Genomic DNA, 21633 nt, shown 5'->3' on the forward strand with positions numbered 1-21633 from the left:
TTAATATAGTATGAGCCTTTCCTCCGTTAGCATCAACCGCCCGGTCCTCGCCATCGTGATGAGCCTGCTCATCGTGATTTTTGGCGCGATTGGGTTCCGCTCGCTCGCCATCCGCGAGTATCCGAGCGTCGACCCGCCCGTTATTACGGTGCAGACGGGCTACACCGGCGCTTCGGCCGATGTGATTCAAAGCCAGATAACGGAGCCGCTTGAGGAAGGCATCAACGGCATCGCGGGCATCCGAAACCTGTCGAGCACCAGCCGCGACGGGGCCAGCACCATTACCGTCGAGTTCGACCTCGGCGTGGACCTGGAAGCCGCTGCCAACGACGTGCGCGACAAGGTATCGAGCGCCCAGGGCCGCCTCCCGCGCGACGTGGACCCGCCCACCGTGAGCAAGGCCAACGCCGACTCCTCCCCCATCATCCTCAGCTACTTAAGCAGCTCCTCGCGCACCCTGCTGGAGCTGACCGACTACGCCAACAACGTGCTCAAGGAGCGTCTCCAGACCATTCCCGGCGTGAGCGAAATCCGGGTCTGGGGCGAGCGCAAGTACTCGATGCACCTCTGGCTCGACCCCGTAAAAATGGCGGCCCTCGGCATTTCGCCCGTGGACGTGCAAACCGCCCTGGCCCGCGAAAACGTGGAGCTGCCCAGCGGGGCCGTGCAGGGCCAGAATACCCAGCTGTCGCTCCGTACCATGGGCCGCTTGGCTTCGGTGGAGGACTTCAACAACCTGATTATCCGCAACGACCCCACTTCGCTGGTACGGCTGACGGATGTGGGCTACGCCGAGCTTTACCCCGAAAACGACCAGACCATCCTGCGCCGCAACGGCATTCCGATGGTGGCGGTGATGGCCATTCCGCAGCCCGGCGTGAACCAGATTGCCATCACCGACGAGTTCAACAAGCGGATGAAGCAATACCAGAACGACTTGCCCAAGGACCTGAAAGTCAGCACTGGTTTCGACAATTCGGTGTTTATCCGGGCCTCGATTGCGGAAGTGGAGGACACGATTATTGAGGCTTTCATACTGGTGGTGGTCGTAATTTTCCTGTTCCTGCGCGACTGGCGCTCCACCATCATTCCGGTGGTGGCCATTCCGGTTTCGCTGATTGGCATCTTCTTCGTGATGGATGTAATGGGCTTTACCATCAATGTGCTCACGTTGCTGGCCATCGTGCTGGCCATCAGCCTCGTGGTAGACGACGCCATTGTGGTGCTGGAGAATATCTACAGTCGAATCGAGGACGGGGAAAGCCCGCTGGAGGCGGCCAAAAATGGTTCGGAGGAAATTCTGATGGCCGTTATTTCCACCACCATTGTGCTGGCGGCGGTGTTTCTGCCGGTGGTGTTTTTGTCGGGCATTACGGGCAAGCTGTTTCGGGAATTCGGGATTGTGCTGGCGGGCTCGGTGCTGATTTCGGCCTTCGTGTCGCTCACGCTCACCCCCATGATGTGCTCGAAACTGCTGAAAAAGGGCGGCGACCACAACTGGCTGTACCGCAAGACCGAACCCTTCTTTCAGGGCCTCACCAACGGCTACCGCAACGCTCTCATCACCTTCCTCGACCGCCGCTGGATGGCCTGGGGCCTGGTGGCCCTGACGGGCGTGGGCATCTGGTTTTTCATGAAAACCCTGCCCTCGGAGCTGGCCCCGGTAGAAGACCGGAACCGCCTCAGCATTAATGCTAACGCCCCGGAAGGTGCGTCGTTCGAGTACATGGACGGCTACATGAATGAGCTGACTAAAGTGCTGCAAGACAGCTCGGCCCGCGACGCAGATAATATTCTGACCGTGACCTCGCCCGGCGGCGGCAGCAGCGGCGGCGCGGCCAACTCGGCCATTGCCCGCGTGTTCCTGACCGACCCGATGGACCGTCCCCATTCCCAGCAGCAGCTGTCCGACATCATCACCGCCTCGGTGAAGAAGTACACCGGGGCCCGCGTGTCGGTATCGCAGGACCAGAGCATCAGCTCGGGCGGCAAGGGTGGCGGCCTGCCCGTGCAGTTCGTGGTGCAAACCCAGGATTTCGAGAAGCTGACCGCCGCCGTACCCAAGTTTCTGGAAGCCGCGCAGGCTGATAAAACATTCAGCTTCGTGGACGTGAACCTGAAGTTCAACAAGCCCGAGCTGCGCGTGGTAATTGACCGCGAAAAGGCCCAGACGTTGGGTGTGAGTGTGCAGGACATCAGCCAGACCTTGCAGGCCGGCCTCAGCGGGCAGCGCTACGGCTACTTTATCCGCAACGGCAAGCAGTACCAGATTATCGGCCAGGTGGCCCGCGAAGACCGCAACCAGCCGCTCGACGTTCGGACGCTGAACGTAAAAAACCGCAGCGGCAAGCTCGTGCAGCTCGACAACGTGATTCGCCTCGAAGAGAAGAGCACGCCGCCGCAGCTCTACCGCTTCAACCGCTACAACGCGGCTACGTTCTCGGCCTCGCTGGCCAAGGGCAAAACCCTGGGCGAAGGCATCGCCGCCATGCAGGCCATCGCCGATAAAAACCTGGACGACTCGTTTTCGACTTCACTTTCGGGCCAGTCGCGCGACTTTGCCGAAAGCTCCTCATCCGTCCTGTTCGCCTTCGGGCTGGCGCTGGTGCTGATTTACCTGATTCTGGCGGCGCAGTTCGAGAGCTTCCGCGACCCCGGCATCATCATGGTGACGGTGCCGCTGGCTTTGTCGGGCGCGCTGTTCAGCCTCTGGTACTTCAACCAGACCATGAATTTATTCTCCCAAATCGGCATCATTATGCTGGTGGGTTTGGTGACGAAAAACGGCATTCTCATCGTGGAATTCGCCAACCAGAGCGTGGAGAAAGGCGCTGATTACATGACGGGTCTGATTGAAGGTTCGGCCGCCCGCTTCCGGCCCATTCTGATGACCAGCCTGTGCGCCGTGCTGGGTATTCTGCCCATTGCCCTGGCGCAGGGCGCGGGCGCGCTGGGCCGCCGGGCCATGGGTATTGGCGTGGTGGGCGGGCTGCTGTTTGCCACGGGCCTCACGCTGTTTGTGGTGCCGGTGATGTATTCGTATTTCGCTACGGCTAAGAAGCATAAGCCGCAAATGGCGGAAGCGGAGCCGGAAGCAGTGGTGGCTTAATATGAACGACTCCTCCCCTCCTTACCAAGGAGGGGATGTTCGAGCCAAAGGCTCGGGCGGGGGTGGTGCCACCGGAGGGTGGGCGTTGAGCGGTGCGGTACGATTTCGCGCCAACGATTCGGACGCCCACCCTCCGGTGGCACCACCCCAGCTGACGCTTCGCGCCAGCGTCCCCTCCTTGGTAAGGAGGGGAGTTTGATGTTCTGATTTTCCTTGCATGAAATTTTCTTCGCTTCCTTTCTTTTCCCTCCTCCCCTTCGCCGCGCTGGCCCAGCAGGTGCCCAAGGCCCGGCCCAGCCAGCTGGCGCGGCCGGCTTCGGTGGCCACGGCCCCGGCGCTGTCGCTCCAGCAGGCCATTGCCGAGGCCTTGCAGCACAACTACGGCATTCTGCTGTCGCGGCAGGACGTGCAGATTGCGGAGAACAACGTGACCCGGGGCAATGCCGGCCAGCTGCCCAACATCAACGGCAACCTGACCCGGACCTTCAACAACAACAACATCACCTCGACCATTGGCGACAATGCGCCCCGCGTCATCAACGGCGGCACTTCCAACCTGCTGAACTCGAACGTGACGCTGGGCTGGACGCTGTTCGACGGCTTCGGGATGTTCATTGCCTACGACCGGCTGAAAACCCTGCGCCAGCAGCAGCAGCAACTCACCCGCGCCACGGTGGAGGAAACCGTGGAAACCGTGACCAACGCCTACTACGACGTGGTGCGCCAGGCCGGCAAAATCACCTCGCTGGAAGAAGCGCTGAAAATTGGCCAGGCCCGCATCGACCTCACCCAGGCGCAGGTGGACGTGGGCGTGAGCGCCAAGGTGGAAGTCCTGACCGCCCGCGTGGACTACAACGCCGACCGCAGCCTGTTTCTCCAGCAGCAGCAGGCGCTGGCGGCGGCCAAAATCACCCTCAACAACCTACTGGGCCGCACCCCGCGCCTCGATTTCGAGCCCAGCGACAGCCTGACCGTAACCCGCGACCTGCGCGAAGACGTGATTACGGCCGGCATCAAGGCGAATAACCCGCGCCTGGCCCAGGCCCGTCTGGGCGTGGACGTGGCCACCTACGACCGCAAGCTGGTCACGGCTTCGCGCTTCCCCCAAATCGGGCTGGTGACGGGCTACGGCATCAACCGTAACATCAACAACGCGCAGTTTATCACGCTGCCCACCGGCCCGGTACTTAGCACCAGCATCAACAACACGGTGGGCCTGAACTACGGCATCACGGCCACGGTGCCGATTTTCAACGGCTTCAATATCCGCCGGCAGGAGCAAAACGCCCGTGTGGTGGAAGAGCAAAGCCGGCTCAGCTTAGCCCAAACCGACCTGCAGCTCGATGCCGACGCGGCCACGGCATTTGCGCAATACCAGAACTTTATCCAACTGCTCGACCTCGAAGAAACCAACATTCAACTGGCCCGCCAGAACGTGGACATTGCCCTGGAGCGCTACCGCCTGGGCCTGCTCACGCCCCTGGCCCTGCGCGAAGCCCAGCGCAACGAGCTGGCCGCCGAAACCCGCCTGCTCGACATTCGCTATTCGGCCAAGCAGGCCGAAATTGCGCTGCGCCGGCTGAGCGGCGGACTGGTGCAGGCACCGTAACTGTCATTGCGAGGCGCAGCCGCAGCAATCCGTCCTGTCAAAATCAGACACTTTCTTTTACCACAAAGCCCCAACACTTCGCGGCGTTGGGGCTTTCTGCTGTTGAAAAAGGCGTTGTCACATCTCAGAGTTGGTCACATAGGAAGAACGGATTGCTGCGGCTGCGCCTCGCAATGACAGGCGGTTACTCCTTCACAAAGCGCTTGGTCTGGCTACCGCCCTTGGTGGTGATTTTATAGAAGTATGTGCCGGCCGGCACATCGTGCAAATCGAGCTGCTGGGTCTGCGGGCCTTTTTCCTGACTGGCTTCCGATACCAGGGTGCGCAGCTTGTTACCGTCTTTGTCAAGCAGGTCGATGGTTACGGGGCCGATTTTCCGCACGTCGTAGTCGAGCTGACTGGTGGGCGCAGCGGGGTTGGGGTAGAAGCTGGTGTTGCCCACGCCGGGCTCCGCCTTGTTGGCAGCAGGCGCATTCGGGTCCAGTAGCAGGAACATAGCGGGCTTGAAGAAGCGACGCAGGCCGCCGCGCTCGTGCATCCGGCCCTGAAAGGCCGCCAGTTTCTGCTGCTGCTCGGGCGTCGTATTCTTCGCCACGATGGCCTTGATATCATTATTCCACTTCTCTTTTTGCGGGGCCACTTCCTGCGTGAGCTGGGTGATGGTACCGTCGTATTTCTGGGCCATTTGGGCCACGTTCAGCATGATGCCCCGGGCCTGGAAACGTAAGTCATGGGCCTGCTTTTGCTGGGCCTCGGTGAGGGCGGGGCGGGTGGCGGGGGCGGCCGTGCCTTCTGGTACCACGCTGCGGCGTAGGGCCTGGCCTTGCTCCTTCAGGGCTTTGAGTTGAGTGCGGTATGTGGCCAGTTGGGTGCGGTCAGCAGCAGAAAGCTGGGGCTCCAGTTTCTGGCGTTGCTGCTGTAGCACAGGCATGATGTTGGCCTGGAAATAGGCGCGTATTTCGCGGCGGATGGGCCGGTCTTCGTGCTGGCGGTGCCGACCGCCGCGGGCCACGCCCACTACCGTAGCCGACATAATAACCAGCAGCAGTAAAGTCAGGATTTTGGGTGCGTTTGATTTCATAATGATTCAGGAAGGAATGATGAATTACCGGGTTTTACTTTCATAGACTACATGATTGTAAACGGGTTTAAGCACGGTCCTATCTTTCTTATTAACAGAAGAAAAAAACCGCAGTCATTTATGCTTGCCACGAAATAGTTTACGCAAAGGCGGTTGTAGAGACGCAAAATATTGCGTCTCTACCTCAATTCATATTTCATTTCGTGACAATTATAATATCGACAAAAAGCAAAAAGAGCCGGCCCAATTGGGCCGGCTCTTTTTGCTTTTTGAAAACGGTAACTGCGCTATTCAATTACCACTTTGCGCGTGATGGGCGTGCCCGCCACGTCAAGGCGCAGGTTGTAGATGCCGGGGGCGAGGCCGTGTACGTTAACCTCGGTTTCCACGGCGCGGCCGGCAGTAGCGGGCAGGCTGCGTACGAGCACCACCTGGCCCAGATTGTTGAACAGGCGCAGCGCGATGGGCTGCTGGGCAGCCGCACCACTCAGCTGCGGCAGCTGCAGGTAGAAACGGCCAGTGGCCGGGTTCGGGTACAGCTGCACCTGGGCGGCCAGCGCCTGGGCGGGCGTGGTAGCCAGCACCGTCTGCGCAGTGCCTTTGAAACGCAGGTTTTTCAGGAAAGCGTAGCGCGGGATGCCGGTGCTGCCGCAGGCGAAATACAGGCGTACGCTCAGCGTCTGGCCACCGGCCAGGCTCACGCCGCCGTTACGCAGCACTACCCGGTACATATTGGTGTTGCCGGAGGTCTGGTTCAGCAGCGGGAAGGAGTTGGTGAAAGTGCCGCTGGCGCTGAGGGTCTGGGCGCCGCCGGGGCCGAAAGCGGCCACTATTTCGGTGGAGTCAGCCGGCGTGGTGAAGCCATTGAGCGAGTACACCACCGCCATTTTGGTATTGGAGCTGGTATTATAGAATGCCGAGTTGAACAGCAGGGTATCAACCCGCACCGCCGAGTTGGCGGCCACGGTCAGCGTGAATTGCTCGTAATATTTGCGGTCAAGCGTACCGCCGGGGCCGCCGGCGGCCGTGCCCCACTGCCCGTCGCCGGCCGGGCTGGCCCCGAAGGCTTGCCCAAACTGGTTCGAGTAGGCCGGAATCGTGGCCATCGTCGTACCATTCGACACGTACAGGCGCTTGAGCGTGGGCGTGGTGGCCACAATGCGGCTGCTGCGCACCTGGGCGCTGTCGGTGTTGTTCACGCGCAGCGGCCACTGCTCCAACACCGTCACGGGGGCCGGGGCTACGTCGCCTTTAAAGCGTAGGTTTTTCAGCAGCGCGTAGCGCGGAATGCCGGTGCTACCGCAGGCGTAGTACAGGCGCACGGTGAGGGTGCGGCCGGTGGGCACGGTTACGCCGCCGCTGGGGTTAGCCGTGCTGGGGCCGCTGAGGGCCACGCGGTACAGATTGGTATTGCCGGAAGTCTGGTTCAGCAGCGGGAAAGAGCTGTTGAAGTTGCCACTGGCGCTCAGGGTCTGCGACCCGCCCGGTCCGCTCACGCCCGTGATTTCGGTAGAGTCGGCCGGCGTAGTAAAGCCGTTCAGCGAGTACACGATGCCCATTTTGGTATTGGAGCTGGTGTTGTAGAACGCTGAGGTGAACAGCACCGAGTCGATACGCAGGGCGGGAGCGCCGGCGGCTACGGTCACGGTAAACTGCTCGTAGTATTTGCGGTCGAGCGTGCCACCGGGGCCACCGGCGGCCGTGCCCCACTGGCCGTCGCCGGCCGGGCTAGCCCCGAAGGCTTGCCCAAACTGGTTCGAGTAGGCCGGAATGGTGGCCATCGTGGTACCGTTCGACAAATACAGACGTTTGAGCGTGGGCGTGGTAGCCGTGAGGCGGGTGCTGCGCACCTGGGCGCTGTCGGTGGCGTTCACGCGCAGCGGCCACCACTGCAACAGGTTGGAGCTGATGGTGGGTGCCACGATAGCCGTGCCGTTCAGGCTCAGGACCACGTTGGTGGCATTGGTGCTGGTGAAGGTGAGGGTGCCGGTGTAGGGGCCGGCGGTGGTGGCATTCAGGCGCACGTAAACCGGAGTGCCGGCCACCGCGCCGGTGGTGGGGCTCAGGCTCACGCTACTGGCGTAGGTGCCGCCCGAAGTCAGCGAAACCTGATAGTTGGCCGAGGCCGTGACCACGATGGGACCCACCAAATCGGAACCCGAAACGGTCACGTTCTGCGCGCCCGAGCCGGTGCCCAACTGCTGGGTGAAATTGCCCAGAGTGCCGGCAACCACGATGGTCGGGGCGCTGGTGATGGTCACGGTGTCCGACGAAATCTGACGCGGGGTGGCGCTGCCGCGCACGAAGTATTTGTAGAGGCTGCCCGAAGCGGGGATGGCGTCCGAATACGAGTAGTTGAAAATCGTGTCGCTGGGCTCGGTCTGGGTGCCTACCACCGCGAACGCGCCGAGGACGGCGGGGGGAGTGGCCATAGCGCGGTACACACTCAGCACATCGCCCGAAATCGGGAAGCTGGTGTTCCAGGTGAAGGCCGAGGTGGTCGCGCCTTTCACACCGCGGAAGTTGTTGACGATGACGGGCTTCACGAACGGCGTGGTGCAGTCGATGAGCGAGCAGGGGTCCCAGGTGCCCAGGATGTTGGCTTTGGTGTAGGTGGCGGCTTCGGCGGCGGTGAGCTGCGAGGAAGGCTGAACGGGCGTGAGGCCCTGGCCCGACAGCACGCGGGTGCTCACGTTGATAGCCTTGCCGTTGAAGTGGGTGTTCTGGTATTCCACGAAATACGAGTCGCGGATGGTGGCCGTGCCGGCCGAGCTGGTGGGCGACCAGCCCTCGTCCAGAATAATGGGCGTGGACAGGTTGCAGGTCAGGAACGCGGCTTTGGGGTTGGCCTGCCAGGGACGGCCCAGGTCGTAGCGGGTGCCGCCGGCCACCGAGTGCCCGGTCACGTTGCAGTTTTTAAATACGAGGCCAAACGCCTGACCGGCCGGCGTGTTGGGCACGGCGATGTAGGACGTGTTGGTGGTGGTCTTGTTCTTCGCGTAGATATTGCAGTTTTCGAACAAGGCAATGGCGCTGCCGAAAATAAAGTCGGTGTTGCCCTCAATGTAGCAGTTCACGAAGTACTGGCGCGGCGTACCGTTGCCCTTCAGGTACATGGTGTCCTGGTTGCCCAGGAAGCGGCAGTTGCGGAAGGCCGCCCGGTCGTTGTTCACCAGAATGGCCACGGCCTGCCCGCCCGAGGAAGCTTCGCCAAACGAGTTTTCAAAGGTCAGGTTCAGGGCCGAGAAATCGGTGGCGTTGATGGTAACCGAGGCCGAGTTCTGGGTGCCCAGCGCAATGCCGTTCACGAGCGTGCCGGCCGAGTTGTTGTAGGTGAGAATGGTGTTGCCCACGCTCTCGCCCACCAGCTGAATGAAGGGCTTGGTGGCGGGCACCACAATCAGCTCCTTGTACTTGCCATTCTTGATGAAGATGGTGAACGGCGCAGTGCGGCCGGCGGGGGATGCGTCGATGGCAGCCTGCACGGTGGTGTAGTTGCCGGTACCGTCTTTGGCCACCGTCAGGTCGTAGGCATACAGCCGGGGGCACAGCGCCAGCAATAGCAGGGTGAGGACGCCGGTAAACGCAGCGCGCAGGGTAAGTAATCGGTTCATAGATGAAGGTTTGGTGTTGGGCGGGAACTCCGTGAACTTAGCAGCAAGAAAGGTAGGCTCCAACCCACCGGTACTGTACTGATTCAGGCCATTAAATCCTCGCAATCGATGCCGGGAACGTTCCCAGCGCGTCAGTTGGCACAGCGTGTTGGCCCGTCAAAATCAAAACCGAAAGCCGTGCTACCTTAACGGGTGAAACCCAGCCCGCCCCCGCATGCCCACCGCTCCCGTCCTGAAGAAAGCGCTGACGCCGCTGCACCTGTGGGCCATTGCCGTGGGGCTGGTCATTTCGGGCGAGTATTTTGGGTGGAACTACGGCTGGGCCGTGGCCGGGCCGGTGGGCTTTCTCGTGGCCACGCTGGTGGTCACGGTGCTGTACGTCACGTTCGTTTTCAGCTTCACGGAGCTCACTACGGCCATTCCCAGCGCAGGCGGGCCGTTTGCGTATGCCCACCGGGCGTTGGGGCCGGTTGGAGGTTTCGTGGCCGGATATGCGACGCTGGTGGAGTTCCTATTTGCGCCGCCCGCCATTGCGTTTGCACTGGGCAGCTACGGGCACTTCCTGTGGCCGGCGGTGCCGGTACTGGGCACGGCGCTGGGCTGCTACGTGGTATTCACACTGATTAACCTGCTGGGCATTAAGGAATCGGCCAACTTCTCGCTGGTGGTCACGGTGCTGGCCGTGGGCGAGCTGCTGCTGTTTATGGGCCTGCTCACACCGCACTTCCGCACCGCCAATTTCCTGGCGCACCCGGTGCCGGTTACGCTGCCGGGCGTGTTTGCGGCGCTGCCATTTGCCATCTGGTTTTACCTGGCCATTGAGGGCGTGGCGATGGTGGCGGAGGAAGTGGAGAACCCACGCCGCACCATTCCGCACGGCTACGGCTACGGCCTGCTCACGCTGGTAGCCCTGGCCCTGGGCGTGATGATACTGAGCGGCGGCGTGGGCGACTGGCGCCGCCTGAGCCACCTAGACTACCCGCTGCCCGAAGCCCTGGCCACGGTGCTCGGCCCCGGCAGCCGCTGGACGAAATTCTTCGCCAGCATCGGCCTGTTTGGGCTAGTGGCTTCGTTTCACGGCACCATCATCGGCTACTCGCGGCAGGTATTCGCGCTGGCGCGGGCCGGCTATCTGCCCGCTTTCCTGGCCCGCCTTAATGGCTGCCAAACGCCGCACTGGGCCCTGGTGGCGGGCGGCGCGGTGGGCATACTGGCATTGCTCACGGGCACCACGGCCCAGGTCATAATCCTGTCGGTACTGGGGGCGCTGGTGATGTACGTGGTGAGCCTGCTCAGCCTGTTTGTGCTGCGCCGCCGCGAACCGGATTTGGTGCGGCCCTTTGCCGTGCCGGGCTACCCGTATGTGCCGCTGCTGGCCCTGGCGCTGTGCCTGGTGAGCCTGGCGGCGCTGGTTTACTATAACTTGTTGCTGAGCGGGATTTTTCTGGGCGGGCTGCTGGGGTTGCTGGCGGTGTACTTGTTGCTGGGCCGGCATCGGAAAGAATTGCTACCCGAAGAACGTCATGCAGAGCGCAGCGAAGCATCTTTACCGCAGCGGTAATTATTTTCTTGCGATTGAATTGCGTTGAGCAGTAAAGATGCTTCGCTGCGCTCTGCATGACGTTCTGGAATCGTTAACAGCTCACTGAAAAATGCCTTACCGCCACACCATCGGCCCGCGCGCCTACGTTTTCGAGGACCTGAAAACGCTGCTGGCGCGGGCCACTCCCCTGCGCTCCGGCGATGTGCTAGCCGGCGTAGCCGCCACCACTTACGAGGAACGGGTGGCGGCCCAGTTTGCCTTGGCCGATGTGCCGCTGCGCACTTTTCTCAATGAAGCGCTGGTGCCGTATGAGCAGGATGAAGTCACCCGGCTGATTATCGACACCCACGACGCGGCGGCCTTCGCGCCCATCGCCCATTTCACGGTGGGCCAGCTGCGCGACTGGCTGCTTTCGGAAGCGGCCGATGCGGAAACGCTACGCGCTCTGGCCCCCGGCCTGACGCCGGAAATGGTGGCTGCCGTGAGCAAGCTCCTGCGCAACCAGGAGCTGATTGGCTTGGCCCGGCGCTGCGAAGTCATCACCAAATTTCGCAACACGCTGGGCCTGCGCGGGCACCTGGCCACCCGCCTCCAGCCCAACCACCCCACGGACGACGCCCGCGGCATCGCCGCCAGCCTCGTCGATGGCCTGCTCTACGGCAGCGGCGACGCGGTTATCGGCATCAACCCGGCCACCGACAGCCCCAAAGCGGTGAGCCAGCTGCTGCACATGCTGGACGCGGTGCGCGAGCAGTACGCCATTCCCACCCAGACCTGCGTGCTCTGCCACGTCACCACCGCGCTCCAGCTTATCGAGGAGAAAGCGCCGGTGGATTTGACGTTTCAGTCCATCGCCGGCACCGAGGCCGCCAACGCCAGCTTTGGCATCAGCCTGAGCTTGCTGCGCGAAGCCCACGAGGCCACGCTGGCACTGAATCGGGGCACCGTGGGCCAAGATGTGATGTACTTTGAAACCGGGCAGGGCAGCGCCCTTTCGGCCAACGCCCATCACGGCCTCGACCAGCAAACCTGCGAGGCGCGGGCCTACGCCGTGGCCCGGCAGTTCCGGCCGCTGCTGGTCAATTCGGTGGTCGGCTTCATCGGCCCGGAGTATCTGTACGATGGCAAGCAGATTATCCGGGCGGCGCTGGAGGACCATTTCTGCGGCAAGCTGCTGGGCCTGCCCATGGGCGTGGACGTGTGCTATACCAACCACGCCGAAGCCGACCAAGACGACATGGACACCCTGCTCACGCTGCTGGGCGTGGCCGGCTGCAACTTCATCATGGGCATCCCGGGGGCCGATGACATCATGCTCAACTACCAGTCCACCTCCTTCCACGACGCGCTGTACCTGCGCCAGGTGCTGGGCCTGCGCCCGGCCCCCGAGTTTGAGGCGTGGCTGCGACAGCAGGGCATTTTTGATGAGCACGGCCGGCAATTGCCCGCCGCTACCTCGAAATTACTGGGTCGAATGCCGGCGGCGCTGCGGTGATTATCAACATATTTGCTACTATGCAAGCCCTCCCCGACCTGCCGCCCAGCGACGCCCCGCCGCCCGACCCGTGGGCGGGCCTGCGCGCCTTCACGGCCGCCCGCATTGCGCTGGGCCGCACGGGCACCAGCGTTCCGTTGCGTGAGGCGCTGGCTTTCCGGCTGGCTCACGCCCACGCCCGCGACGCGGTTTACTCAACCCTAAATACGGCCCAATTGCTGGCCGACCTGCCCGCGCTGGGCCTGCCCATATGCCAGGTGCGCAGCCGCGCCGGCTCCCGACAGGACTACCTCCAGCGCCCCGACCAAGGCCGGCAGTTGGCCGACAACAGCAAAGCCATTATTACCGAACACGCCAGCGGCGAATGCGATATCGTAATTCTATTGGCCGATGGCTTGTCGGCCACGGCTGTCAACGCCCACGCCCTGCCCCTGCTTCAACTGCTGGTGCCAGAGCTGCGGCAGATGGGCTTCCGCTTGGGGCCGTTGGTGCTGGCCGAGCAGGCCCGCGTGGCCCTCGGCGACGAGATTGGGCAGCTGGCGCGGGCGTGCCTCGTGCTGGTGCTCATCGGCGAGCGGCCGGGATTGAGTTCGCCCGATAGCCTGGGGGCCTACTTCACCTACGCGCCCCGGCCGGGTATCACCGATGAGGCCCGCAACTGCGTGTCCAACATCCGGCCCGAGGGCCTGGCGTATCCGGCAGCGGCGGCGCGGCTGCTGCACCTGTTACGGGAGGCATTGCGGCGGCAGCTGTCGGGCGTGGGGCTGAAGGATGAATCGGACTTGCTGCTGAACTGATTATTTAGCCGGCAGTCATCGTTCCCCGGCTGGCGGCAGCGGGTGCGTTCTCTTGGCTGGTCACGGACAAAATCAGTTGCACGGTTTCCTCGGGCTGGTCCCAGTGCGGGAAGTGGCCGCAATTATCGAACCAGTATAACGTGGCATCGGGGAAAGCGGCCGTGGCGCGGCGGGCCTGACTGGGCAGACACACCCGGTCCTGCCGCCCCCAGCCGATGACCAGCGGGGCTGTGATGCTGCCGCGCGGCGCGCCCTCTTGCTTGCGGCCGTGGGCCAATTGGCTCAGCAGTTCATCAAAATTGCTGGTGTGGGCAAAGCTGCGCATTTCGGTGAGGGCCACCTCGGCCGGAATGCGCCACGGGCGGGCCGAGAACTGCGCCAGTAGCACCGTGCGGCCCAGCGCGCTTTTGGTGATGGCGGGCATCACGGGTTGCAACAGGCGCACGAGGCGCACCGAGCCGGCCACGGTGTAGTAGAAAAACGGCACCTGCCAGCCTTCCCAGAACCCGCCCGGGTCGAGCGATATCACCGCGCCTACCTTACCGCGCCGGGCCAGTTCCAGCACCAGCCGCGCGCCCATGGACGAGCCCACGCAATCCACGCCCAGCAGGTCGTTTTCTTCCAGCCAGGTAGTCACGGCATCGGCCAAGGTGTAGATGGAATTTTCGCCTTCGAGCTTGGGCGTCTGGCCGTGGCCGGGCAGGTCGAGGGCAATGACCTGGCGCTTGGCCGACAAGCCGTCAAGCCGTCAAGAACGGTGTTCCAGGAACGCCAAGTGCCCCCAATACCGTGGATGAGCAGCAGCGGCTTGCCGTGGCCCAGCCGGATGTGATGCATTTTCATAATGAATGAAATTATGTTGGGCAGTAGCGCCAAGTAGGCCTGACCGCATGGAAAGAACCAGAAATATGTTCCAACGAAAGATGCAGCCAATCCGTTGAGCGAAGGTTGATTTATAACGATATAACGGCGCTGTTTTCAACAAAGAAGGCCGACCCTGTGCAGGGCCGGCCTTCTTTATAAATACCCCGTTAAATGATGAGGATGGTTATTCCACCACCACTTTCCGCACCAGCAGGGTGCCGTCCACGGTCAGGCGGAGGGTATATACGCCGGCCGCGAGGGCGCGCACGTCAAACTCCGCGTCGATGGCTTGGCCGGCGGGCGCGCTCAGCGAGCGGCTCAGCACGGTTTGGCCGAGGGTGTTGGTGAGCGTGGCGGCCACTACGGCCTTGCTGCCCAGCACCGGCAGCTGCACCCGGAACGAGGCCGAAGCCGGGTTCGGAAACAGTTGGGTCTGGGCGCTCAGCGCCTGGGCGGGCGTGGTGGCCAGCGCCCCCGCCGGCCGGAACTCCAGCGAGAAGCGGCCGGCGGCCGTGGTGCCGCTCAGGCTAAAGGCGTAGGTGGTGCCGGTGCTCAGTACCGTGCGGGTGCTGGTCAGGGCATCTACCAGCGTCACGGTGGTGCCGGCCAGATTGGCCAGCGCCTCGGCTTTCAGCGAGTAGCTGCCGGCTTGCGGGGCGTCCACGTTCAGGGGCACCAGCACGGTGGCGGTGCCCAGCACGGGCAGGCCGTTGATGGCGAGGGCTTCGCCGCCGGCCAGCGAGGTCAGGTTCAGGCCGTGCGAGTTGGGCAGCTTGGTGGCGTCAGACTCCACGTCCTTGCCAGCGGTGGCCCCGGCCTGGAAGTACACGTAAGCCGCGTCGGCCACCGAGGCACCTTGCAGCGTCAGGGCCACCTGGGGGCGGGTGTCGGCGGTGCCACGGCCGAAGCTGGGCTGTGGGCCAAAGGTGGTCACGCGGTTCGGGTTGTCGATATTCACCTGGCCGCTGGGCTGGCCCGTAGCCACCCGCACGAAGTAGCCCTGGCCCGCTACCACGATGGGCTGCGGGCTGTTGCCGTTGCCGCCCACGCCGTTCACGCTGGCGCGGTAGGAGCCGCCGTATTGGCCGGCGCTTTCAAACACGTAGATGGCGGCATCCATGCCGGGGCGCTGGGGAGGCGCTACCGTGCTCCAGTCGAGAGGGCTCGGGTAGGGGTTGCCCAGCAGGTGCCAGCCGGCGGCGGGACTGGAGCCGCGGCTCAGCGTACCCGAAGGCACAGGGCCGTTATTCAGCGTACCCACGAAATCAACCAGGGCCGTGTTTGGCGCGTTCACGGTGTAGCCTTTGCCCACCACCATCGGGTCGGAGGAGCCGGCGGGCGAAAACCAGGCTTTATCAAACGCGCTGGCATTAGAAGTCACCGTGGCGATGCGGTCCTGGTTGTAGCCAAACACCGTGGGGAAGGGCCTTACGGCCCCCGGCGTCGCGCTATTATTGTAGCTCGGGTTGAACACCGGCGTAAAACCTGGCGCGTTCAGGTCGGCGAAAGTGGTGCCGCTTACCGGGGCCGAGTAGTGGCGGTAGCCCAGCGAGTTGCTGCTGTTGATGTAGCGCTGCACCGTGGTGTTGCCCACTACTATGCCGCCCGCATTTACCACGCCGGCCGTGCCGGTGGCCGACGACAGCAGGGTGAAGGCGAAGCCGCCGGTGTTCAGGTTGCCCTGGCTCAGGTTCAGGCCCTGGCTCAGGCTCAGGGCCTGGCTCAGGGTCACGTTGGCCGGGTTGGCCACGCCTACTGCCAGCACCGTAGTGGGCAAGCCCAGGCCCGTTACCTGAGCAGCGGTGCCGTTGTAGATGTAGTTGGCCAGCGGGCTATAGGTGCGGGTACCCGCCAGCAACACGGCTCCGGTGGGCACGCCCGTGGGCGCGATGCCGGCCGGGTCGCAAATGATGAGCGTACCGCCGGCCTGCAGGTCGAAGCTGCCGGTGCCTCCCAGAATCTGGCAGTTCTGGGCCAGAATGCCACCCGCCTGAATGGTGAACGCGCCGGCTGCCGTCAGCGGACCTACCAGGGCGGCCACGCCTTTATCGGCGATGGTTACGTTGTTGTAGTTGCCTGCAATGGGCGTGGGCGAGGCCAGCGTACCCGAGCTCACCGTGAGGTCGGGCAGGGCGGCGGCCTGGCCGTTGCCGGTCAGGTTCACGACGTAGGTAGCGCCGTTGCTGGCGTTCGAGCTGATGGTCAGCGAGCCCGTGCGCGTGCCGGTAGCGGTGGGCGTAAAGGTGGCGCTCACCGTGGCCGTGCCGCCGGCCGCAACGGTAGTCGGCACCGTGCCGCTGATAGCAAAGTCGCCGGCGGCAACAATGCCGCTAATGGCGAGGGCGCTGTTGCCGCTGTTGGTCAGGGTGAAGACCACCGCACTGCTGCTGGTGTTCAGCGTTTGGTTGCCGAAGCCGTAGGCCGCGCCGCCGCTGGGGTAACTGGTGCTGCCCTGCGTCACGGCCAGGCTGGGAGCCGTACCGGTGCCGGTCAGGTTCACGGTGTAGGCGGCCGCGTTGGTGGCGTTGGAGTTGATGACCAGCGTACCGGTGCGCGTGCCGGTGGCGGTGGGCGTAAAGGTCACGTTCACCGTGGCCGTGCCGGCGGCCGGCACCGAAGTCGGCGCGGTGCCGCTCACGGCGTAGTCGCCGGTGGTGGTGATGCCGCTGATGTCGAGCGGGCCAGTGCCACTGTTGGTCAGGGTGAAGGCGACGGCCGGGCTGGCAGTATTCAGCGCCTGGTTGCCGAAGTCGTAGGAGGTGCCGCTGCTGGGGTAGCTGGTGGCCCCCTGCGTAACAGCCAGGTTAAAGGTGGCGGGCCCAAATGCTACCCCGCGAAAGGCGTAGTTGGCCCCACTGGTTGCAATTGCCGCCGAAAAAGTAACGGTAGGGGCAACATTGTAGCCCGTGGCATCAACCAGTCGATAGAGCGCCGTAGTTGAATTCGCGTACAGCTCAACCCCGGTCGGAGTCACCCGGCCCGCGAGCCCGCGGGCGCCCACAGTAGAGGCAATCACGCCGTTAAGCGTCCAGGTCGTGCCCACCTTGCTGAATTTGTAGATACCGCCGCCCGCACTGGTCCGGTCGTCGGCAATGTAGGCCACGTCGAAACCGGCCACCGTCGGGCTCTGGTCGAATAACACGAATCCGTAGGGGCTCGACGTACCTCCGGTCCCGGCGATGAGGGTGGTGGTCTGGCCACTGGTGGTCGGGGTTCCGGTGCCAACCGTATTTAGCCCAAAATTAGACCCTGTAGCCGAGGTGGCATACAGCTGGCCGCCGTACTCGCCCACCACGCGCACGTTGGTCACATCGGAGCTCAGCTGAATGGCGGTGGTGGCCGCGTTCGGATAATACTGCACGCCGCCGCTGGAGGTGCCGGAGTAGTACCCCGTGCCGGCCGTGGCGGCCGAGCGGTGGTTGGTGGTGCTCCCGGCCAGCGTCACATCCTGTATCGTGGCGGTGCGGGCCCCATCAATGGTGGCCACGCTCCGCTGCGTGCTGGTAGCCGTCAGCGAAGCCGTTCCTGGAACTGCATCATACCCAGCCAGGGATAATTGCAGCCCGTTGGAGGAGCGGAACACGCTGCCCTCGGAGGTACTGGAACCCGAATTGGTCAGCTTCGGTGCCGTACCGGTGCTGTTCAGCGGCAAGGTATTAACCAGTGTTCCGGCGCTGGTGTATTCCAGCAGCGACACCGGGGCCGCCGTCGCGCTCAGGGTGGTTGCGCCATCCCCAAATCGCACCACCACGATGTTATTGGGGCTGTACTGCGCCCGCCCCACAACGGGCAGCAGCAGCAGCAAAGCCAATAGATGCGCCCAGCGCAACAGCGGCATTTCCATCAAGTAACGTTTCAACATAAAATGCGGACTAGAAGTGAACGGATGAATTAGGTGAGCGAAAGCATTGAGAATTGGCAAAACAGCCTTAAAAAAAGAAAGATATGTAAAAAAGCCAGTTTTTCAAGGGCTCACTTCCTTACATATCTCTACCAGCGGGAATTCGCGTTTTTTCTAACGCAGCGTCTTCAGCTGCTCCAGCGCCTGCTGGGTTTCGTGCTGCTTGCTGCCCTCTTTTTCTTCGGCCGAGGCCGGTGTTTTGGGCGTACTGCCGTAGAAGGCAAGGATGTTCTGGCGGGCTACGGGGCTGAGGTTTTCAAACTTCTTGCCGGCCAGCTTGCGCAGCCATTCGCCGTAAGTTTCGTCGGCCATGCCGTATTCGCCGGCGTGGGTAGGCTTGCCGGTATCGAAGTCGGCGTTGGACAGGGTGAGGGGCGCGGCGGCCGTATCGGCGGGCTGGCGCGCCACGTTGGCGCAGTAGCTGGCCATCACCTTGCGGAAGCTGGCCCGGAAAACCTTTTCGGCCTCCGGCGTGGGCAGCTTGAAAGCAAAGGGCTTCAGCGGCCCCACCTTGGGCAGCACCCGGATGAAATACGAGATGATGCGCGCTCCAAATCCCGGCTGCTTGTATTCCTTGCCGTATTCCTTGCGGAAGGCATTGGGGTGGTTGCGCTCCATGTAGTCGCGCCGCCGGGCGCCGGGGCTCAGCTTCACAATGGCCTTGCGCTTGTAGTGCCAGGCCGCGCGCGCCGCCGTGGGAATGAGCTGGCTCACGGCAAAGCGGTAGCTGGCAATGCTCAGGTCCACGTTCACAATCACCTGGCCCAGCTCCAGGCCGTAGGTTTTGAGGAAGGCGCGCTCCAAGGGCGCTTTGCTCACCTTGAAGCCGATTTTCTGGTGGTAGTCCTGGCTGTGGTACTTGCCGCTGGCCAGCTGCACCACATCAAAGGAAAATTCCAGCTGGCTATGCTGCTTGGGGCCTTGCTCGTAGGTCACGGCATTGCCATATTTTGCTTTCAGCTCGGGGTACACCAGGGGCACGGCGCGGTTGGTGCCCTCGGCGTGCCCGTCCAGGTCGGCCGAATAGTGGGCCAGCGCGCCCAGCGCAAAGGCGTAGTCGTTGAGGTCGCGGGCTTCGTCGATGAGGTTATGCACGAAGTCGCCGGAGCGCACGTAGTGCGTCAGGTTCGTGAACAGCACCGAGCCGAAGGGATAGTAGCCCATGTCTTGAATAATGGCCCCGCCGTAGGCATAAGCCTTGGCATCAACCAGTTGCTCAGGCGTGGAGCCTGGGTAGCGCTTCATGATGGCCGGCACCAGGCAGCGCTCCCAGGTCGAGTCGATGTTGGCCTGATGCGTGAGCACGGCATAGCCGGCTGCCGGGCGGCTGGCCAGCGCCAGCAGCAGAACCAGCAGGCAAGAGTAAATACGAAGCATGAAAAAAGCGCGGGAGTTAAGCACAACGTTGGGTGCTTGCAACGGCAAACGGGCCGGCGGCGTTGTCATGCCCGGCCGGGCAGCAAGAGGCGATTTGGCCAGACGCTTAGCCCAACGGACTACCGTACGCCTACCGCTTGCCCGGAATGCGCAGCACCGTGAGCGAGTTCGGGGCCAGCATGTAGCTGAACGTGGGGCCGGCCACGGCAAATGTCGACTCCTGCGGCGTGAGCTTCCGCGGCTCCTGCAGGCTGTTCTGGGTGTTCAAATCGGCGCTGGCCATCGTCAGGGCGCGGCCGGTTTTGCCGAGCTTTCTGGCCCCGGCCAGGCTGATTTTTACGGCGCGGGACGCGGGGGAGTAGTTCACCAGCTTCACCACGAGGTCGTCGGCCGCGTCGTCGGCCACGGCGCTGGCAAAGAGGTTGTCGGTGCCGTTTTTGGCGTTGGCGGGCAGCTGCACGGGGAGCATGGTGGTGCCCTTGTTCTGGCTGAAAAGCTGCTGCACGTAGTAGTTCACCGTGCCGTAGGAATTCAGATTATCGAACCAAATCAGATTCGGCGTCCATTGCCAGGCATCGACGTGGGCGAAGAGCGGCGCGTAGGAAGCCATGGCCACTACGTCGGCGTTGCGCTCCAGGCCGGTCATAAAGGCGGCTTCGGAGAGGGCGCAGTCCCAGTTGTTCTTGTTGTCGGGGCTGGCGATGGCTACGCTCTGGGCGGCATATTCCCCGGCGAAGATTTTGGAGCCGGTGCGCGGGTAATTGTCGTAGCGACCGACGTGCTGGCGGAACCACTCCGGCCGGGCGTAGTAGTGCTCGTCGATGTATTCGGCCTTCAATTCGCGCAGCTTCAGCGTGGCCTTATCGAACAGCTCGCCTTCTGGGGCCGGGCCGGCGCTGCTCACAATCTGAATAGCCGGATACTTCGCTTTCAGCGCCCTGGCAAATGGCTCGTAGCGCTCTAGGTACTGCGGCCCCCACTGCTCGTTGCCAATGCCAATCATCTTCAGATTGAACGGCGCGGGGTGGCCCATGGCCGCGCGCTTTGCGCCCCAGGGGCTGCTGGCGGGGCCATTGGCAAATTCCACCAAATCCAGCGCGTCCTGAATGAAGGTGTCAAGCGTGGGCTCGTCACCCTGCCCGGCCGCGTTCGGCCCCTTCGCGGCGGCACCGATGGGAGCCAGCTCGGCCGAGTTGAACTGGCAGGCCATGCCCACGTTCAGAATAGGCAGCGGCTCGGCCCCAATATCTTCCGAAAGCTGAAAATACTCGAAGAAGCCCAGTCCGAACGACTGGTAATAATCGGGCGTAAACTTGTTGATGAACTCCGTGTTCCAGCGGTTTATCATGGGCTGGCGGGCGGCCACGTCGCCGATGGTTTCCTTCCACTGGTAACGCTGGGCCAGCGTGCGGCCCTCCACGATGCAGCCACCAGGGAAGCGCAGAAAGCCGGGTTTCATGTCCTTTAGTAGCTGCACGAGGTCGGGCCGCAGGCCGTTTTCGCGCCTCAGCCAAGTGTCCTTCGGGAAGAGGGAAACCACGTCGATATCGGCGGTGCCGGTGCCGTCTACGGTCAGCTTGAGGCGGGCTTTGGCCACGGTGGCCGAAGGCTTGAGCACCACGCTGTACTTCTTCCACTCGCCGGTGAGGCCCGTAATCCGGGTTTGGGCCAGCGCCGGGCCCGAGGCGGCGGTTTCGGGCCCGGCGCTGCGGCGGCCGGGTTCTTCCAGCGTCACGTTCAGGGCCGAGATGCTGCCGGGGCCGCGCCGCAGGTACACCGAGAACGTGTATTCGGCCCCTTGTTTCAGGCCCATGCCCCGGAAGCCCTCGTTCACGAAACCGGCATCGGGGCCGGCATTTTTCACACTCAGGCGCAGGAAATGGCGGTTGGTGTTGCCGATGGGCTGCTCGCCCGAAACCAGGTAGCTTTCCAGCCCGGCCGCACCCCGAATGGCCTTCCAGCCAATGAGGTGGTCATCGGTTTCAAACGACTTGTTCTTCACCAGCTCGGGGTACAGGCCGCCATCGGCCGCGAAGTTGATGTCTTCGAAAAACAGGCCGTACATATTTTTGGGCACCGGCGCGCCGGGCCGGCCCACCTGCACGGTGATGGCAGCGGGGGCCGGCTGGGCCAAGGCGCCGGGGCCGGCCAGCAGGGCCAGAAATGCGGGAATGCCAGCGGCGGGAATTCGCATGATGCAATGAATAAGGTTATTACAAGGCCTGCCAGCTAAGCACCCCGTG

General features: G+C 63.1%; 11 protein-coding genes. 5 read left to right on the forward strand and 6 right to left on the reverse strand.

Annotated features, from left to right (window positions below):
• Window positions 1-10 precede the first annotated feature (10 nt).
• Both ACVWYF_RS12810 and ACVWYF_RS12815 read left to right on the forward strand, forming a co-directional pair.
• Window positions 11-3109: an efflux RND transporter permease subunit gene (locus ACVWYF_RS12810; RefSeq protein WP_457068544.1), complete on the forward strand. Its 3099-nt coding sequence runs from the start codon at window positions 11-13 to the stop codon at window positions 3107-3109.
• A gap of 217 nt (window positions 3110-3326) precedes the next feature.
• Entirely contained in the window at window positions 3327-4718 is a 1392-nt protein-coding gene (locus ACVWYF_RS12815; protein ID WP_457068546.1) for a TolC family protein, read from the forward strand.
• Between the two features lie 184 nt (window positions 4719-4902).
• Here ACVWYF_RS12815 and ACVWYF_RS12820 read toward each other — a convergent pair whose 3' ends face one another.
• Window positions 4903-5799, reverse strand: coding sequence for a T9SS type A sorting domain-containing protein (locus ACVWYF_RS12820; RefSeq protein ID WP_457068548.1), 897 nt, complete (start codon window positions 5797-5799; stop codon window positions 4903-4905).
• Between the two features lie 287 nt (window positions 5800-6086).
• Window positions 6087-9413: a pectinesterase family protein gene (locus ACVWYF_RS12825; protein WP_457068550.1), complete on the reverse strand. Its 3327-nt coding sequence runs from the start codon at window positions 9411-9413 to the stop codon at window positions 6087-6089.
• A gap of 214 nt (window positions 9414-9627) precedes the next feature.
• Here ACVWYF_RS12825 and eat point away from each other — a divergent pair, with 214 nt between their 5' ends.
• The 3 genes from eat to eutC all read left to right on the forward strand — a co-directional run bounded on the left by eat (window position 9628) and on the right by eutC (window position 13248).
• Complete coding sequence (gene eat / locus ACVWYF_RS12830) at window positions 9628-10974, forward strand: ethanolamine permease (protein WP_457068552.1); 1347 nt, start codon at window positions 9628-9630, stop codon at window positions 10972-10974.
• A 91-nt stretch (window positions 10975-11065) separates the two neighbouring features.
• Window positions 11066-12451 carry an ethanolamine ammonia-lyase subunit EutB gene (locus tag ACVWYF_RS12835; protein ID WP_457068554.1) on the forward strand — a complete coding sequence of 462 codons (1386 nt, stop codon included), beginning with the start codon at window positions 11066-11068 and terminating at the stop codon, window positions 12449-12451.
• Between the two features lie 20 nt (window positions 12452-12471).
• Window positions 12472-13248: an ethanolamine ammonia-lyase subunit EutC gene (gene eutC, locus ACVWYF_RS12840; RefSeq protein ID WP_457068556.1), complete on the forward strand. Its 777-nt coding sequence runs from the start codon at window positions 12472-12474 to the stop codon at window positions 13246-13248.
• A gap of 4 nt (window positions 13249-13252) precedes the next feature.
• Here eutC and ACVWYF_RS12845 read toward each other — a convergent pair whose 3' ends face one another.
• The 4 genes from ACVWYF_RS12845 to ACVWYF_RS12860 all read right to left on the reverse strand — a co-directional run bounded on the left by ACVWYF_RS12845 (window position 13253) and on the right by ACVWYF_RS12860 (window position 21584).
• Entirely contained in the window at window positions 13253-13984 is a 732-nt protein-coding gene (locus ACVWYF_RS12845) for an alpha/beta fold hydrolase (RefSeq protein ID WP_457068558.1), read from the reverse strand.
• 312 nt (window positions 13985-14296) lie between these two features.
• The gene (locus ACVWYF_RS12850; protein ID WP_457068560.1) at window positions 14297-17974 is read right to left on the reverse strand and encodes a beta strand repeat-containing protein; all 3678 of its coding nucleotides are present in this window, start codon (window positions 17972-17974) and stop codon (window positions 14297-14299) included.
• A 153-nt stretch (window positions 17975-18127) separates the two neighbouring features.
• Window positions 18128-19390, reverse strand: a complete 1263-nt coding sequence (locus tag ACVWYF_RS12855) for a zinc dependent phospholipase C family protein (RefSeq protein ID WP_457068562.1) — start codon at window positions 19388-19390, stop codon at window positions 18128-18130.
• A gap of 130 nt (window positions 19391-19520) precedes the next feature.
• Window positions 19521-21584: an alpha-L-arabinofuranosidase C-terminal domain-containing protein gene (locus tag ACVWYF_RS12860; protein ID WP_457068564.1), complete on the reverse strand. Its 2064-nt coding sequence runs from the start codon at window positions 21582-21584 to the stop codon at window positions 19521-19523.
• Window positions 21585-21633 lie beyond the last annotated feature (49 nt).

It is taken from the genome of Hymenobacter sp. UYAg731, from assembly GCF_054061335.1.

Bases quoted from the DNA above. Each gene is read 5' to 3' on its own strand.
- ACVWYF_RS12855 (WP_457068562.1), bottom strand. From the start codon at position 19,390: ATGCTTCGTATTTACTCTTGCCTGCTGGTTCTGCTGCTGGCGCTGGCC.
- eat (WP_457068552.1), top strand. From the start codon at position 9,628: ATGCCCACCGCTCCCGTCCTGAAGAAAGCGCTGACGCCGCTGCACCTG.
- ACVWYF_RS12815 (WP_457068546.1), top strand. From the start codon at position 3,327: ATGAAATTTTCTTCGCTTCCTTTCTTTTCCCTCCTCCCCTTCGCCGCG.
- ACVWYF_RS12825 (WP_457068550.1), bottom strand. From the start codon at position 9,413: ATGAACCGATTACTTACCCTGCGCGCTGCGTTTACCGGCGTCCTCACC.
- ACVWYF_RS12850 (WP_457068560.1), bottom strand. From the start codon at position 17,974: ATGTTGAAACGTTACTTGATGGAAATGCCGCTGTTGCGCTGGGCGCAT.
- ACVWYF_RS12810 (WP_457068544.1), top strand. From the start codon at position 11: ATGAGCCTTTCCTCCGTTAGCATCAACCGCCCGGTCCTCGCCATCGTG.
- ACVWYF_RS12820 (WP_457068548.1), bottom strand. From the start codon at position 5,799: ATGAAATCAAACGCACCCAAAATCCTGACTTTACTGCTGCTGGTTATT.
- eutC (WP_457068556.1), top strand. From the start codon at position 12,472: ATGCAAGCCCTCCCCGACCTGCCGCCCAGCGACGCCCCGCCGCCCGAC.
- ACVWYF_RS12860 (WP_457068564.1), bottom strand. From the start codon at position 21,584: ATGCGAATTCCCGCCGCTGGCATTCCCGCATTTCTGGCCCTGCTGGCC.
- ACVWYF_RS12835 (WP_457068554.1), top strand. From the start codon at position 11,066: ATGCCTTACCGCCACACCATCGGCCCGCGCGCCTACGTTTTCGAGGAC.